This is a genomic window from Nodosilinea sp. LEGE 06152, assembly GCF_015207525.1.
Lineage (GTDB): Bacteria > Cyanobacteriota > Cyanobacteriia > Phormidesmidales > Phormidesmidaceae > Nodosilinea.
In genome coordinates, this window is sequence record NZ_JADEWR010000004.1 from 1 (window position 1) to 15,602 (window position 15,602).

The 15,602-nt window shown below is 52.5% G+C and carries 14 protein-coding genes and 1 pseudogene; 1 reads left to right on the forward strand and 14 read right to left on the reverse strand.

Annotation, left to right across the window (positions count from 1 at the left end):
• Positions 1-280 precede the first annotated feature (280 nt).
• From IQ265_RS07245 to IQ265_RS07275, 7 genes are all read right to left on the reverse strand, one after another.
• The gene (locus IQ265_RS07245; RefSeq protein WP_194052009.1) at positions 281-676 is read right to left on the reverse strand and encodes a type II toxin-antitoxin system death-on-curing family toxin; all 396 of its coding nucleotides are present in this window, start codon (positions 674-676) and stop codon (positions 281-283) included.
• Positions 663-962 carry a hypothetical protein gene (locus IQ265_RS07250; RefSeq protein ID WP_228037684.1) on the reverse strand — a complete coding sequence of 100 codons (300 nt, stop codon included), beginning with the start codon at positions 960-962 and terminating at the stop codon, positions 663-665. Before IQ265_RS07250 ends, IQ265_RS07245 begins: the two co-directional genes overlap by 14 nt.
• Before the next feature lie 19 nt (positions 963-981).
• Positions 982-2,190 (reverse strand): 4-hydroxy-3-methylbut-2-enyl diphosphate reductase, encoded by a 1,209-nt coding sequence (locus IQ265_RS07255; protein WP_194052011.1) that lies wholly within the window; start codon positions 2,188-2,190, stop codon positions 982-984.
• A gap of 79 nt (positions 2,191-2,269) precedes the next feature.
• On the reverse strand, positions 2,270-2,476 hold the full coding sequence (locus IQ265_RS07260) for a DUF2283 domain-containing protein (protein WP_228037685.1): 207 nt from the start codon (positions 2,474-2,476) through the stop codon (positions 2,270-2,272).
• 302 nt (positions 2,477-2,778) lie between these two features.
• On the reverse strand, positions 2,779-4,182 hold the full coding sequence (locus IQ265_RS07265) for an ATP-grasp enzyme (RefSeq protein ID WP_194052609.1): 1,404 nt from the start codon (positions 4,180-4,182) through the stop codon (positions 2,779-2,781).
• Positions 4,183-4,220: 38 nt separating this feature from the next.
• On the reverse strand, positions 4,221-5,042 hold the full coding sequence (locus IQ265_RS07270; RefSeq protein WP_194052013.1) for a class I SAM-dependent methyltransferase: 822 nt from the start codon (positions 5,040-5,042) through the stop codon (positions 4,221-4,223).
• 20 nt (positions 5,043-5,062) lie between these two features.
• A complete protein-coding gene (locus IQ265_RS07275) occupies positions 5,063-6,316 on the reverse strand; it encodes a sedoheptulose 7-phosphate cyclase (RefSeq protein WP_194052015.1) in 1,254 nt (417 codons plus the stop codon).
• A gap of 1,341 nt (positions 6,317-7,657) precedes the next feature.
• On the opposite strand from IQ265_RS07275, the gene IQ265_RS07280 reads away from it, so the two are divergent.
• Positions 7,658-8,092, forward strand: coding sequence for a hypothetical protein (locus IQ265_RS07280; protein WP_194052017.1), 435 nt, complete (start codon positions 7,658-7,660; stop codon positions 8,090-8,092).
• Positions 8,093-8,169: 77 nt separating this feature from the next.
• On the opposite strand, the gene IQ265_RS07285 is transcribed toward IQ265_RS07280, so the two are convergent.
• The 7 genes and pseudogenes from IQ265_RS07285 to IQ265_RS07315 form a co-directional block, all read right to left on the reverse strand.
• Positions 8,170-8,622: a hypothetical protein gene (locus IQ265_RS07285; RefSeq protein WP_194052019.1), complete on the reverse strand. Its 453-nt coding sequence runs from the start codon at positions 8,620-8,622 to the stop codon at positions 8,170-8,172.
• 53 nt (positions 8,623-8,675) lie between these two features.
• A pseudogene (locus tag IQ265_RS07290) lies at positions 8,676-9,368 on the reverse strand (DUF924 family protein).
• A 24-nt stretch (positions 9,369-9,392) separates the two neighbouring features.
• Positions 9,393-9,875, reverse strand: a complete 483-nt coding sequence (locus IQ265_RS07295; protein ID WP_194052021.1) for a hypothetical protein — start codon at positions 9,873-9,875, stop codon at positions 9,393-9,395.
• Between the two features lie 359 nt (positions 9,876-10,234).
• Complete coding sequence (locus tag IQ265_RS07300; RefSeq protein ID WP_194052023.1) at positions 10,235-11,851, reverse strand: DUF3574 domain-containing protein; 1,617 nt, start codon at positions 11,849-11,851, stop codon at positions 10,235-10,237.
• Between the two features lie 152 nt (positions 11,852-12,003).
• Positions 12,004-14,070: a calcium-binding protein gene (locus IQ265_RS07305; protein ID WP_194052025.1), complete on the reverse strand. Its 2,067-nt coding sequence runs from the start codon at positions 14,068-14,070 to the stop codon at positions 12,004-12,006.
• A gap of 263 nt (positions 14,071-14,333) precedes the next feature.
• On the reverse strand, positions 14,334-14,987 hold the full coding sequence (locus IQ265_RS07310) for a VOC family protein (RefSeq protein ID WP_228037687.1): 654 nt from the start codon (positions 14,985-14,987) through the stop codon (positions 14,334-14,336).
• A gap of 156 nt (positions 14,988-15,143) precedes the next feature.
• Positions 15,144-15,593, reverse strand: coding sequence for a hypothetical protein (locus IQ265_RS07315; RefSeq protein WP_194052027.1), 450 nt, complete (start codon positions 15,591-15,593; stop codon positions 15,144-15,146).
• Positions 15,594-15,602: the final 9 nt, after the last annotated feature.

A 15,602-nucleotide genomic window follows, 5' to 3' on the forward strand; every position in this document is an offset into this window, starting at 1 on the left:
CGACAGCCCCGAATGAGGGTGGGGTTTTCGGTCAGGGGGCGAGTTTCCTGGGCCTGGGCTGGGGCAACCGCTAGCGTGCTGGCTGAAACGAGGGCGATCGCGCCAAACGAAAAATTTCGCAGCATTTTCGGTGACATAGATGCTCCTGGGGGCTAATCTCAAGGATTTTGGGACAATTTGGCGATCGCCCCCGCTATTCTACCATCCTCAAAATTAGCCCCAGCCAGGGCGTAACGAAGCTTACCGAAGCGTCAAAGCCCAGCCGCGCCGCCGATACCGCTTAGGATCGCGGTTCTAAAGCACCCACCAGGATTTCAGCCAAGGTAGCCTTATCCACCTGCCCCTGGGCGACTCGCATCACCAGGTCGTAAGCGTCGTCATCGCTAAGGGTTAAACCGTAACCATTTACCTCTAAAAATGTATCCATCACCGCAAAGGCTGTTCGCTTGTTGCCATCAATAAAGGGATGGTTGCGCGACAGATGGTACAGGTATGCCGCCGCCTGCTCCGCTAAGGTAGGATGCAGCAGCTCACCGCCAAAGGAAGCCTTTGGTTGAGCCAGAGCAGAATCTAGTAGCCCCTCATCGCGCACGCCAGGAGTGCCGCCAAAACTCTCGATTTGGTCGGCATGAAGCAGTAAAACATCGTCTCGGCAGAGAAAATTAGGAGTCGGCAAGACGACGATAAACCTCGGCACGCTTTTGCTTAGACCGCTGATAGGCTTGCCAGATAGCGGAATCTTTAACTGTTTCGGCTAATGGCTTGCGAGATTTGATGTAAACCAAAATCTCTGTCAGTGTTTCCGCAGGCAGGTCGTCTATCGCTTCTAAAATTTCGTCTTTGAGTGTAGTGGTGGTGGTCATTGCTCTGGCCTTAAACAATGGCTTGAGTCCTTCTATTAATAGTAATGGGGTCGCGTTGAACCCAAAGGCTTGGGCTTTGCCCATCGCGCCGTAGCCCATAGGCAGCCCCTAACCTGGCTTAAACCACCGCCGTAGCGGCTTTGATCGCAAAGATATGCTCGATGGTGTCTTCGACAGAGCGATCGGGGGTAGACGCGCCGGAGGTAACGCCGACGGTAATGGGGCCGTCGGGCAGCCAGTTCTCGGTTACCGTCAGGTCGCCGTGAAGGGGCTTGTGCTCGATACGGTTGCCGGGGCCAATGCGGCTCGCGCTGTCGATGTGGTACGAGGGAATGCTGCGATCGATCGCAATTTCTTGCAGGTGGGTAGTGTTAGACGAGTTGTAGCCGCCAATTACCACCATCAGATCGAGCTTTTCATCCACCAGCTCAAACATGGCGTCTTGGCGCTCTTGGGTGGCGTCACAGATAGTGTTGAAGCTGAGGAAGTGGTCGTTGAGGGCCTGGGGGCCAAACTTCTTCAAGATGGTGTGCTCGAAGAGTTTGCCAATTTGCTCAGTCTCGCCCTTGAGCATGGTGGTCTGGTTGGCGACGCCGATGCGATCGAGGTCGGTGTCGGGGTCGAACCCGGCGGAGCAGGCACGGCCAAACTTGGCCATAAATTCGGCCTTGTCACCGCCGTTAAGAATGTAGTCGGCCACGTAGTTGGCCTGGTCTAGATTGAGCACCACCAGATATTTGCCCGCAAAGGAGCTGGTGGCGACGGTTTCTTCGTGGTTGTACTTGCCGTGGATGATGGAGGTGTGGTCGCGTTTCTTATGCTTTTCGACCGTGTTCCACACCTTAGAGACCCAGGGGCAGGTGGTATCGACAATAGTGCAGCCCTTGTCGTTGAGCAGTTGCATTTCCTGTACGCTAGCCCCAAAGGCGGGCAGAATCACCACATCGCCCTGGCCCACTACGGAGAAATCCTTCTCGCCGTCTACCACTTCAATAAATTCCACCGCCATGTCTTTGAGGCGCTGGTTGACGCTGGGGTTGTGAATAATTTCGTTGGTAATCCAGATGCGCTCGGTGGGAAAGTGCTGGCGAGTTTCGTAGGCCATCGCTACGGCCCGCTCGACTCCCCAGCAAAAGCCAAAGGACTGGGCCAGCTTAATAGTGACGGTGCCGCGAGTGAGGGTGTAGCTGCGATCGCGAATTTCCTGAATTAGCCCGCTGTTGTACTCAGTCTGCATTTGCCCGGCCACCGCGTCTCCGTGGCCAAACCCCTGGCGAAAGTACTTGTCGGAGTGGTTGAGCGATCGCTTAAAAGCCTTAGTATCCATCGAATCCTCACCAGGTGCAGCACGTTATCTAGGATAACGGGTTGTGGGCGGGGGTTTGGGTGCGATCGCCCAGTAAATTTCAATTGTTGACCATAGCGCCGATCCAATTCACTACCAACGTCAGTGTCGGCAACAATTCCCCTGGTAGGCTCACTTCTATGGCGGGGGTGGTTACGGCCCGACTGTAATGCTCCGCCATAGTGCCCACCAGGCGGCCTTCATCGTCGAAGTCGATAATCAGGTTCTCGTTTAGCACCTCTGATTCGGGGCTGGGGCGATTGGCCAAATCAATATATATGGAAAAATTACTTCCCAGACAGGGGTGAGCAATATCTCACCTAACGGTTTGTGGTTACTTTGCAACGACCGCGAGCATTTCTTGCCCCGCTTGAATTCCGAATTGCGACAATTGTGCAGCATTGCCGATTGTGACGCTGTAGGCGAAAGCAGCAATTGGCAAATTGTCGGCGAACGCAGAATGTCAAACTAGGATGGTTCAGTTCATTTGCAGCCTTTGTTTAACGAAGGCTGCAATTCCTGCTTTACCTAAAGAAAAGCCTGCCGAACTGAGTTAAAGCCAGCAAACTCCTACTCAATTAGTTCCCCAATATTAAAATCAATGCGAATCCAGCTTCTCAGCTTTCTCAAACTGTCGAGCAGTAGAAGAGGAATTTGCCAGTGATGCACCATCAAGAACGGTAGGGGATCGTTCACCATAAAAACGGCTTCCTTACCCTGCCAGATGTTGTTAAACCAGCATTGCAGTTGTTGAAGCGATCGCACCTCATTCAACCGCCACAGTTCGTGATAAAGCCAGTAGGTAGGTCTGCTACTCGTGAGCGGTTGCAAAGGTTCTAGGGGAGCATTGGAACTCAGGTAGGCATCGGCGACACCGGGATGGTTGTAAAACATGGTGAGCGCCGAGTGAGTGCGGGGGTTACACTCGATCGCGTGAACCGTTCCGTCTTCAGCTTGAATCAGGTCAAAGGAGGCCTGTCCATAACCCGGAACAGCCGACAGAAACCGTTCAACCCAGGCGGCAATTTCAGGTTTATCGACCTGCTCGTAGTTCACCTGAAAGGCAGAGGACTCACAGCAGCAGTAGAGCGTTGAGCGACCGTCGCGAACAGTGCTGTGGGTACAATACTCCTGCCCCGGAATAAACTCCTGCAAAATCCAGGGTTTGGCCTCGCTAATCGGCAAACTGTTCACAAAAGCCGCCGTTTCCCCTGGGGTTTCGCAGGGGAGTTTGGTTAGATCGAGACGATGCTTAGAATCGTAGGGGATGCTTTTCAGAATGTATTTGCGTTTCTCGTTTGAGAAATCAAAATTTAAGACCTGTTCTGGGGATGTGATTTGATAGGACTTGGGCACGGTCAAGGAAAGCGATCGCGCCTGTTCTGCAAAGGCAAACTTATCATCCAGCATCCGAATTGTTTCGGCATCAAAATGGCAGACCTCACAGTAGTCGGCCAGCGGATGCTCTGTCATACCGTCGTAGTAAAGCACAGAAAAAATCGCAACGGGAATGAACAAGTCAATCTTCTCTCTCCGAGCGATCGCCTGGAGAGTATTGATGTAACCCTGCAAATCTTTCGCCGGATCGGGCACGGTATAGAACGCTGCAACCGCGTTGGAGTACTGGTTGCCGCTATGCCAAAACTTTTCTGTATCAATCAAAATTGCCCGGTGTCCAGCCGCATGAAATGAACGAGCAAGCTGAAGTGCCTTGGTCATTCTGCCGCCCGCAATTAAGATGCTTTTAGGTTGCTCGGCTGCAATGACCGATGGTGACGAACGACGCAACCCACTCCAGAGAAGTGATCCAAGCACGAGCATCAGGTTAAAGGGCAGGGCAATTGTCAATAGAGCCAATACGCCAAGATTTTGTAGAATTGCCCAAACGACAGTTTGAAGATTGCGGCCCACTGTAACGGTCTTGATCGGAGATGTTGTCTCTGTTGGCTTAGGCAGCAGCGTTTCGGTTGACATGGGTTTGTAGGTTTCGGTCATAATCTCTAGCCCAGCCCTCAAACTCGACGAATGAGCGTCAGGCCATCTCGCACCGGCAGTAGCACCTGCTCGGTTCGTGGATCGTCAGCAACGACCTGGTTAAAGTGAGCGATCGCCTTGGCAGTGTCCGATCGCTCCGACTCTGACAGGTAAACTTCTCCCAAAAACAGAGTGTTGTCGGCACAGATATAGCCGTTGGGAGCCAGTAAATTGCTGCCAATCAGTTTTTCGTAGTACTCCACGTAACCCGCCTTATCCGCATCAATAAAGGCAAAATCAAAGCTTGCCCGGTCGGCAATCAGTTGATCTAGGGTGTCGGAGGCAGGCCCTAATTTAACCTCGATTTTGTGCCCGTGGGGCGATCGCTCAAATAAGCTCTGAGCAAATTGGGCGGCATAGGGGTCGATTTCACAGGCAATCATAGACCCATCGTCGGGTAAGCCTTCTGCCATTGCCAAGGCAGAGTAGCCAGTGAACATCCCAACATCTAGAATCCGCTTTGCCCCGACCATCCGCACAAACATCTTCAGCGCCTGCCCTTCCAGGTGCCCGGTTAACATTTCCTGCTCTAGATGTTGCTCCGTTTCCCCACCCTCAAATTTCGCCTGCCAGGGTTCGTGCTGCGTTTTTTGGGCAATCTGCGTCAAAGCAGGAGATTCGGGCGTAGTCGATCGCTCCAGGTAGCCATCCAACCCGGCAATTAGCAGCAGCGCTTTTTGCAGATGGATGCTTAAATCGCCAGGATCATCGGTCACCTGTGGCAACAGGGCGATCGCTTGTTCCAGATGGTGGGCCGCAATGGTTACAGGCGTAATGGGGCGAGGTGGAGATATGGGCATGGGGTTTGCAACGCCGAATGTCATACTTGACCTCCCACCAGTGAAGGAACGGATTTAGCAAAGCTTTCTTCTGGTTTTACATAGGCATCAATTCCATCCCCTGCTCTGGCATAGTCGGCACACAAATTCTTGTGTTCTTTCAACGTTGCCTCCAGTTCGTCACGGGTTAGATCATTGACAAAGTGGCATTTACCAATGGGATGAGGAACCGCTGCCCGCAGTAAACCATCACGGGTGAGGGTAATAGATTGGTTGGCTTTCCAAAGCAGTTCAACGTCTAAACTAGGATGATCCAGAGCTAATCCCAGACGACTCATTAAGCCTAGAATGCGATCGCGCTCTGCGGAGGTAATGTAACCACGACGAGCGGCAAGGGTGGCGGAAAATGCCATATCAATGTTGACGGCATGACCGTGAAGTAGCGGTGGCTCTGGCGTGAGTTCTAAGGTTGGACTCCAGGTATGACCGTAGGCAATCACGCGATCGAGCATCAACTCATGCAGGTTAGGGGTTTCTAGCTCCAGCATGGTTTTAATCGATTCGTAGTTCACCTGATGCCCAATCTTCTGCAAGAAAGTATCATCATTGCGGTAGCCGAAGTGGTTGTACAGCAGATCTTCGCCGTAGCGATCGAGCAGGTCAAACACCTGTCGATTGGAGACGACGGCGATTTTAACTAGTTCTGCCATGCCATTGCGAATTTGATCGACGGGCAGCGTTCGCAGAAACGAAAAATTGAGGAAGGTAGCTTTTGGAGCGTGGTAGGCACCCAAGCGGTTTTTTAACTTACCGTGATTAACCGCCACTTTGATGGCAATTCCGGCATCAATCAGGCCGATCAATGTAGTTGGAATTCGAATATAGTTGGTGCTCCGCCGATAGGCGGCACAGGCAAACCCTGCCACATCGGTCACCAAACCACCGCCAATTACTAAAACAGGTTCCTTGCGTAAAAGATTAAAGCGACAAAAGGCATCAATGATGGCCTGCCAGGTTGCGACCGTTTTATCAGGCTCTTTAATAGAGACCGGAAAGACCGTTAAATCAATTCCATAGTACTGAAAGTATTGCTGCAGTTGGGGGCCATACAATCGGTTAACGGTATCATCCACGATCGCAAGACATCGCTTGAGGGTTGTGTAATAACTTGCCAGTTCGGGGTGGTGAATGTCGAACAACCCTTCAACAAACTGAAAATCAAGTTCGATCTTCTCATAACCTTCAACTCGAAAACCGGTTGAAGTTGCAGAAAACTGCGCCTGAATATTGCTCATGGCTCTAATGGTAATTTTGCTGAGTTAGGGGACTAGCAGGCAGAGGCATATCAGCGGAGATGTCCTAAAATAGACATCTCCATGAAACTGTTCCAGCATAAATGATGTGTCCTAAGCCACAAGCAGCTTGGGACAGGGGGCATTGAAGCCTCGACGGATTGAACTCAACGACGACCTGAACAAACTGCTTACAGATTCTTCAGCAGTTAGTAGATGTTCAAAAGTTGAAGTTCAACAAGGCTAGATCTGGAAGAGCCAATCCGTGACCACGAAATGAGAGTAAATAAAAACTCGAATTCGGATAGACTTGGCAAACTCCCAAAAAGTCACGATTCCAAAGATGCCTCTGCGCTGAATCATCGTGGAGTAATACCAAAACTGTGGGTAGCTTAATTTACTCCTGCAAATGATGAACTCTATCAATGGGTAGAGAACAGCTGCCGCAGTAAGGCTCCGTTAAAGAGCTATCCGAGCAGTTTTCTGCCTATTTGTAGGGGCAGACCGTCCTACCAAAGACGGCAAATCACAGATGCAACGCTGATTTCGGTGCCTAGGCAAGGCAACACTCAGCACGAAAACTAAACCATGCAAGCAGGGCAAGATATCGCCTGGTACCAAGTGCGAGGTTCAAAACCCTCGGATCAAAACAGATATTCCGCAGGACAAGTGGTCGTTTGTCCCTAACCAATCAGGGATAGGCAACCAGGGTTTGTCTAAAAATAGCCGTCCCTATCGACTTCGCTTGGGGAACGGCTATGGCTGTTATTGTTGAAGGTGCCGCGCTAGAGGTATGGACGATTAGTCTGAGATCAAAAAAATAGAAGCTTAGTTTCTATCCACCGAGTATCTCCTTCAAGCTCTGCCCAACTCTCACCAGGTATGATGGCAGCCAAGTTTTAGAACAGCAGGCCATACCGAGTTGCTGTATTCAGGCTGCAACACAGGAAGGAACCGCCGCCCACATGCTTCCAGGCGACGGTATCTTCTACGACGAGAACTTGCCCGCAAGGGAATTTGAGGCAATGCCAATAACCCTGCGTCCTGCCGGAAAGATCTGCAGGACACCTCAAAAGGGCAAATGATTCTGGGGCTGCAGCTAGGGGCTGTCAGCAGTTAACTGCTGATGACCTCAGAATCTAGCGGTTACGGCCTCTAACCTGTTTTTGGGGTCGGGCGTGGCACCACCTATGGGATAAGGATTGTAGCGAGAGTTGATGATTCGCCCTAGGGCACACTTCCCCTTAGGGACGACCAATTCCTAACGAGATGTGTAGACAGGGCATCAGGGTGCCCCGGTAGCGATTACAACAAAAGATCCGTTTTCCTGTGAGGATCGTTGCTGTGAAGAAGCGTTTGCCGTCTGGTGTTTTAGTTGGAGGATGTTTGGTTGGCCTGGCGGCCTGGATGCTGAGCGTGCCCACTGCTCTAGCGGCTCCTTGCACCGTGAACTGTAAGTCGGGGCAAATTCAATTTACGCCGGGCGATCGCATCACTATCCAAGTCGTCAACGTGGGCAGTCGCCCCCTCAGCCTGGAGCAACCGCCTCTGCTTGGCCCTCGCGTGCTCTATACCGGCAACACCATTGAAACTCAGGTGGGCTGGACGGCTCAGCCCAACCCATCGGTGTTTTTTTGGTCGCAGGAACGGCTGCCTGTGCGGGCAAGACTGAACCGCCCCGGCCCCAATACGCTGCGGGTGGAAGTTTACGATGCGCCCAGTGAACCGAGCGATCGCAGCATCACCATCGAAGCCGATGGCCGCGTCTCGGTGAAATAACGGTGCGGGTGTCAAGTTGCCTAAGATCTTGGAAGTTCTTTGACACCCCGCCAACGCGCTCAACCGCAAGATAGCGCTCAGGCTGGCGCAAAGGCCAGGGCCAGCATAGCCAGAGTAAAAACAGCGGAACCAGTAATGCCAAGGGTTCGCGGCCAGTTGTAGGCAATTAATTCCTGAATGACTTCAGGCTGCTTACCGCCCCGCTCCAGCCGAAAGTGGCGCGGAATCTCTAGCGCTACCGTAACCCAAAGCCCTAGCAGACCGCAGGCCGCATTGGCCAGAGCCAACCCCAGGGGCACCGACCCGGGGCGCAGAAAGATAATCGCTATGGGCACAAGGAAGCAGGAGAACCCTGGAATAATGACCGGCAGCGGTATTTGACTGGAATAAAACTTGTGGTATGTGACATATTCTGCTGGGCCAACCTTGGCAAAAAGAGGATAGACCACAAGCTGCGCGAACCAGATGGTACCGAGGTTGTAACAGATGAGCACCGTGTAAAACAATAAGAAACCGTGGGAGAAATCCATTGAATTCGCTCTCTATAAATGACAAGTTTGACTGGTGAAATGAATTGTCCCTGTCACTGATCACTGAGTAGTACAGACAGGTGAGATGGCATTGAACGGGTGTGGACCAACTGGCCTGTCGCCAGGTAATCGAGTTCTTCAGGGGTTGAGTGGCGGCCTAGCAAAGCGTTGCGGTGGGGCTGTCGGCCAAACCGGGCAATCACCTCTCGGTGGGCGCGCGCTTGGGAGGCAGAAAATGCCAGCAATTCGCGATGTTCAGGTAGGGCCTCTTGCACCAGTTCATCGGCCAATTGAACAGCCAAATCCAATTTTTTCAGCTCTTCAGAATGGCCCAGCGGCAGCAAGAAAAACGTTTTTTCCTAAGGTGTTTTTAGGGCGGCGTAATGGCCGATATTAACGCCTTCTAATGCCAGTAGACAGGCTTTTGCATCCTGGGCGAAGGCTTGGGCTGTGCCTTGATAGCTCGTCCGGGAAAACTGATCAAGAAGAATGATGAGCGCTAGGCGCGATCGCGGTTCCTTCGCCCAGCTATCAAGTTCACCTCGGGCGGCCTGCTCAAGCAGCGGCAAAAAACGCTCGTTTTCACTGGCGCTTATGCCACCTCGAAACCACCATTGCCACTGGCGAACGATGGCCGCCTGCCCCTGGTTGAGTTGATTGGGAAACCAGAACTGAAGAATAGTTTCAAAAGGTTGGATAGTCATGGTGTACATTTCTTTCTGCTGACCGTCAACGTGTGATGCCATTGTTTTGGCAAACTATGATGTGACCTAAACTGACGCTAACTGAATTGGCTGTCCCATCATTTTTTGAATTGACTCGGGTCGCATGGCTTCTTCATACTGAGGCACAAACTCTGGCGGCATAAACTCAAATAGGATGCGATTTTCGGCCCAAAATTCAACTACGCTAAAGGGCACAACATCACCCCGGATACGGACAATTACCCGCCATCCCTCGCGCTGCCCAATCTGCTCAATTTGATCGGGGCTAGTGGGCACCGAAATGGCGGCATGGGAAGGCATAAACTGAACGGGTGAAGTTTGACGAACTTTGGCCGACTCAGTATCGACTCCCGGCATCCAAGCATCGCCTTGCTTAAACACCACGATGTGGGTGCCGTAGTCGTCAAAAGGCATGACCAAAAAGCTACCGGGGACCAGAAATGTGTAGACCTTCCCTTGCCAGATTTCGGCTAAGACGCTGGCAACTCGCAGGGGCTCTTGAGCATCGATGGAAATGTGGTGAATCATGTAAATTTACCTCCTGGTTGGGGTTGTTAGGGGTTAGGTGATGGTTTAACGCTGTTTTGCCTGGGGCAGGGGTGGCACATCAATCTCTACCCCGCATCGCCGAAAAAAGCTTTGAGCACGGCAAACGCTGCTGAATTGTCGCTAAGTAGCGCGTGGTTTGAGTGGTCAAATACAATCGCTTCTTCTGCCGGTATATAGACAGACTAGGCAGTTTAGGGGCAGGCGTAGTTGCTAAAGCTCGATCGCTATCATCTAAAAAAACGTGAATCTTCATAGGTTTATTCCCGTTGTAAGGCAACTGCAAAAAACAGCAATAGTGTTCAATTGAGTTAGGCGGAAAGCTTTGGTTTGAGCGTGGCCTAGACCACAACAATGTCCGCGTTACTTAGAGCAGGGGCACCGCTTAGTACGGCCACTAGCACCTGGGCTTGGCAGCCATTACCATCGCAGTCAAAGAATAATTCCCCTGACAGATTGTTGTAGATGAAGCGATCTTTGCCATCAGCGGCGGCTGTGCCTAAGCTAAATTGCTCTGGCGAAATGGGCGCGCCAGCTACCAATCCGCCACCAAAGCCCGCCGCTCGAATTAGGATGCGATCGCCTTCGGCAGCAAAATCAGTGATTTTGTCACCTCCTTGATGCAAGTTGTTAAAGCGGAACGCATCGTAACCCTCGCCACCGGTTAGAATGTCGACTCCTTTGCCGCCAATAAGGGTGTCATTGCCGTCTTCACCAAGCAAAATGTCATCGCCAGAATTGCCACTGAGCCCATCGTCACCTGCTCCTCCTCGCAGCAGGTCATCTCCGCTTAGGCCTCGGATGCGATCGCTGCCACCCTGGCCATCAATGATGTCGCCGGAGTCTTTAAAGCCCTCAAATCTGTTGTCCAAATCGCCTAAAAAGATCGTGTCGGTGTCGAAGGCAACCTGAATGTCTTCATCAACAACCTGTAAAACCGATTCCTGCTGGAACTGTTGCTTATAGGCCTGGATAATTTGAGCGATCGCTGCTTCATTTTCTACGGTGTCTTCAAAAATGAGCGAGACGATTTTGCTGGGCTCTTGAACCAGGTCATTTGTGCTGCTGAGGAACTGCCCATCAGCGTCGTAAACCGTGAGCCCATCGGGAAATCGCGAGGTAATCTCCTGATTTAAGAACTGCTGAAACTCTGCCTCTGAAACTTCGCCACCTCCGGCAATGTTGCGACCAAAGTAAAGATCGGTTTGGATCAGTTCTGGAATCGGGTCATTATCGATTAGATCTTCCGATTGGCTAAAGCCTACTTTAACCGCTTCGTTGACGATTTCTAAAACCGATTCTTGCTGGAACTGTTGCTTGTAGGCAGCAATAATCTGATCGATACTTTGCTCATTTGCTACCGTGTCTTCAAAAATGAGCGAGACCACCTGGCTGGGCTCTTGAACCAAGTTTCCGGTGCTATCTAAGAACTGCCCATCGGCATCATAGACCGTCAGACCATTGGGAAATCGCGGTGTAATTTCGGCGTCGATAAACGCTTGAAAATCAGCCTCTGAGACCTGGCCGCCCCCCGCGATGTTGCGCCCAAAGTACAGATCTTCCTGAATCAGCTCTGGAACTGGGTCATTCTCAATCAGGTCGTCGGCCTCGTCAAAGCCAACCTTGAGGTAATCGGCGTTGACAATTTCTAAAACTGATTCTTGCTGAAACTGCTGTTTGTAAGCTTCGATAAGTTGGTCAACTTCTGCCTGGTTTTCCAGAGTGTTCTCAAAGATGAGGGTGACTACCTGGCTGGGTTCTTGAATTAGGCTACCGGTGCTGTCTAGGAACTGCCCATCGGCGTCGTAAACCGTCAGCCCGTCGGGAAATCGCGGTGTGATTTCGGCATCGATAAACGCCTGAAAATCGGCTTCTGAAACTTCACCGCCACCGGCAATATTGCGCCCGAAATATAGATCCTGCTGAACGAGCCCAGGGCTAATACGATTGGATTCCACACCTGACACGACTTGTTGGGTATGGGTTTCTGCATAAATTGGGGGGACCATAGCGTGTCCTTTTGTCTGTATGTCTGTATTCAGAATTAATCTGCTGTAAGGAGGCTCGTGAGGGAGCAGAGCCCCCTGCATGAGCCTCTGGACGAGGCGGCCTAGACCACAACAATGTCGGCGTTGCTAATCGTCGGCGCACCGCCCAGCGTGGCCAGCAGCACCTGGGCATGGCTGCCGGTGCCGTCGCGGTCAAAGAACAGTTCGCCGGAGGTGTTGTTGTAGATGAACCGATCGCTGCCATCAGCAGCCGCAGCACCCAGCACAAACTGACTGGCTGAAATTGCCGCACCGGCATTTAACCCACCGCCAAAGCCCGCCGCCCGAATTAGGATCTGGTCGTCAGCGGCGACAAAATCAGTGATGATGTCGCCCGCCTGATCTAAGTGGTCAAAGCGGAAGGAGTCGCTGCCCTCGTTCCCCGTTAGGGTGTCTGCACCCTTGCCGCCTAGCAGGGTGTCGTTCCCCAACCCGCCGAGCAGGGTGTCGCTGTTGACGCTGCCGACGATGTTGTCATGGCCTGCGCCCCCCTCGATGGTGAGCTGAATGCGGTTTAGCTCCAGGTGATCGGCTTTGATTTGGTCGTTGCCGTTGCCGCCGGACACCAGCAGGCGATCGCTGGCATCGGCCCGAAAGATCGAAACGTTGGCGGTTAGCCCAGAGACCACTACATCGTGACCTGAGGTAGCGATGCGAATGGCATCGTGACGATCTGAACCGGTGATGTTGATGGTGTCGATTTCACCATCGCCTCCAGCAGTGCCCGAAATTCCTAAATTTAGGTTGATTTGCTTGATGTCGGTGCCGGTCAGATCATTGATATTGACGGTGTCAGCGCCCCCAAAGGCTCGGAAGTCTACCTGCTCCAGGTTGTTGGTATCCATCACCACGGCACCAACGTTGCGCAGGAAGGTGAATCGCTCGCCGTTGGCTAGCATGTCAATGATTTCGCTGGCACCGGAGCCGTTGAAGAGCATCGTGTCATAGCCGGCACCACCGTCGATGCGGTCATTTCCTTCGCCGGGGTTCCAGAGAAACGCGTCTTTGCCCGCCCCTAAGAACGCGATGTCGTTGCCGCGCTTGCCATCGACAAAGTCGTTGCCGTCGCCGCCCAGCAGCGTGTCGTCTGCGGCACCGCCCAGCAGCAGGTCGTCGCCTTTGCCGCCATCCAGCAAAAGCTGCATGGCCCCCGCTGGAGAACTGCTGGGGTCGGCCAGGAGATTGGTGGCGTCAATCGTGTCGTTGCCGCCTAGGCCATTGACCACTAGCAGGTCTTGCCCCAGATCGGCCCCCAAAATCTTGACCTCGGCCCCCAGCCCCGACACCGTGGCGCTATTGCCAATGCCGCTGATATTGAGCACGTCGTTGCGGTGAGAGGCATTGAGGGTGGTGAGGTCGGGTGAGCCATCCCCGGTAGTTGAGCCCGGGGCCACTAGGTTGACTTCGACAGTTTGCAACCCAGCCCCGGTTAGGTCGTCAATGGTAACCTCATCGAAGCCCGCCAATGGGTTGATGACGAGGCGATCGCGATCGCCGTCGCCGCCCACAATGTCAACCTGAGCGGCTAGGCCTTTGACAGTGGTTTTGCCCGCGCCTCCGCTGACCTTGATAGCATCACCATTGCCTGAGCCATTGAGGATAATGGTATCGGTGGCCCCGTCACCAGCCGTCGAGCCAGCGGCGGCCAGATTGAGGTTGATCTGCTTGACGTCGGTGCCCGTCAGGTCGTTGATGGTGATGGTATCGGCTCCGCCCAGAGCGTTAAAGTCGACCTGCTCCAGGTCGTTCGTATCCATCAGCACGTTGGCTATATCGCGGAAAAAGCGCAGCCGCTCGCCCACCGCAGACATATCAACCTGTTCAGCGATATTGGCACCGTTAAAGAGCATGGTGTCGTAGCCGTTGCCGCCTTCAATGGTGTCGTTGTCTTCGCCGGGGTTCCAGCCAAAGAGGTCGTTGCCATCGCCGAGAAAGGCCAGGTCGTCGCCATCGCCGCCGAAGACCGAGTCATTGCCTGCGCCAGCCAGCAGTGTGTCGTTGCCGTCGAGGCTGGCGATCAGGTCATCACCGTCTAAGCCAAAAATTGTGTCGATCTCTTCGGTGCCCAGCAAGTTGCCCAGGCCAGAGGTGCCAAAGTCGCTGTCGTTGCTACCCGTAATAAGCGCCATGATCAAACTTCCTTTTGGTGTAAATAACTTGGGTGTGCAGGGCGTAAGATGTTGCTTTGCGTTGGCGAAGCCTCCCGGAACGGGAATCGCCGTTCCCCGCTCAAAGACAACGGTGAAACCATCCCAAGGGGAAACACATCCCCTCAGGTTTGGCCGTCTTCATATCGGAAGGCACTAAGTGCTAGGTGGGTTACGCAGTCGCCACCTAAGGACAACTTTGCTAAACCCAAAAATTTAGAGGTTAGGGCGATCGAGCTAATTACTCACGCGTTGGCAGCGGCCATAGACATGGCGAAGGCTCTACCTGCTGCCCGATATTTTTCAACATCCTTTGGGGTTGCCGGTTGGCAATCGGTGGTGTCGCCATATAACGTACTAAACTCTCGATGCCATCCGGCAAATTCGAGCACGATACCGTCTGGGTCTTGAAAATAGATCGAACTCACAAAGGTCTGGTCATTGACCTGATCTGAGGCCTGCATCGGCGAGTTATCGTGGTGAATTACCGGACTGACCTGAACACCCTTCTCGATCAGTTTTTGCCGATAGGCCTCAATGTTTTCCGCTGGCACGTTAAAGGCGAAATGATTCATTGATCCATGGGATGAGACTAAGGAAGCTGGATCGTTAAAATCAACTGCCATATCCAAACTTCCGCGAGGATTTGAGAGGCCGGGTTGGCGCTCGGCTGCTTCGGGGAACCAAAAGAAGGCGATGCACTCGCCCTCACCCATGTCGAAGAAGAAGTGCTGCCCAAGACCGGCCGGCAGATCGAAGGCTTTGATAAGCTTCATGCCGAGCACGTTGGTGTAAAACTCAACCGTGCGTTCCATGTCTTTGCAGACTAGGGCGACATGGTTTAGACCCATGATTTTGAATTCAGAATTTGTGTTCTGCATCGAATATTTCTCCTGCATAGTTGGGGGCTTTACTGTGCTGTTCAGAATGTGATTTGATATTGAGTTCTTTGCAATACTTGTTCTGAACCTGGGCGTTTAAGGTTGAGTGGAGCAGTGTCCCCAGAAAAGGCGAGAGACACTGCTTAGGCCATGAGTCATCTACAAAACCACAACTTAGCGAGTTAGGCTGAATCCTAGATGTTCTCGCTGCAGTTCATTAAAATCGACGGCATCTTTGTCGAGGTTTTCTTGACGCAGCCGATCGAAGTCAACCGCGTTAGATTTCTCCAGGTTTTCTTGACGCAGGCGGTCAAAGTTAACAGCACCTTTCTCGAGATTTTCTTGACGCAGCTGATCGAAATCAATCACGTTGGATTTCTCCAGGTTCTCGCGACGGACGCTGTCAAGGTCAACGGCACTTTTCTCAAGGTTTTCTTGACGCAGCCGATCTAATTTAGCGGTGTTAGATTTTTCCAGATTCTCGCGACGGACGCTGTCAAAGTCAACGGCATCTTTGTCGAGGTTTTCCCGGCGCAGCTGGTCAAAGTCAACTGCATAGGCTGCGGGAACAATCGCGATCGCAGCAACAGAAGCAGCCAATATAGACAGTGCAAAACGTTTCATGGGTTTGAC

Coding starts and splice junctions, on each gene's coding strand:
- IQ265_RS07255 (WP_194052011.1), bottom strand. CDS start 2,190: ATGGATACTAAGGCTTTTAAGCGATCGCTCAACCACTCCGACAAGTAC.
- IQ265_RS07250 (WP_228037684.1), bottom strand. CDS start 962: ATGGGCTACGGCGCGATGGGCAAAGCCCAAGCCTTTGGGTTCAACGCG.
- IQ265_RS07305 (WP_194052025.1), bottom strand. CDS start 14,070: ATGGCGCTTATTACGGGTAGCAACGACAGCGACTTTGGCACCTCTGGC.
- IQ265_RS07265 (WP_194052609.1), bottom strand. CDS start 4,182: ATGTCAACCGAAACGCTGCTGCCTAAGCCAACAGAGACAACATCTCCG.
- IQ265_RS07295 (WP_194052021.1), bottom strand. CDS start 9,875: ATGATTCACCACATTTCCATCGATGCTCAAGAGCCCCTGCGAGTTGCC.
- IQ265_RS07310 (WP_228037687.1), bottom strand. CDS start 14,987: ATGCAGGAGAAATATTCGATGCAGAACACAAATTCTGAATTCAAAATC.
- IQ265_RS07285 (WP_194052019.1), bottom strand. CDS start 8,622: ATGGATTTCTCCCACGGTTTCTTATTGTTTTACACGGTGCTCATCTGT.
- IQ265_RS07270 (WP_194052013.1), bottom strand. CDS start 5,042: ATGCCCATATCTCCACCTCGCCCCATTACGCCTGTAACCATTGCGGCC.
- IQ265_RS07315 (WP_194052027.1), bottom strand. CDS start 15,593: ATGAAACGTTTTGCACTGTCTATATTGGCTGCTTCTGTTGCTGCGATC.
- IQ265_RS07275 (WP_194052015.1), bottom strand. CDS start 6,316: ATGAGCAATATTCAGGCGCAGTTTTCTGCAACTTCAACCGGTTTTCGA.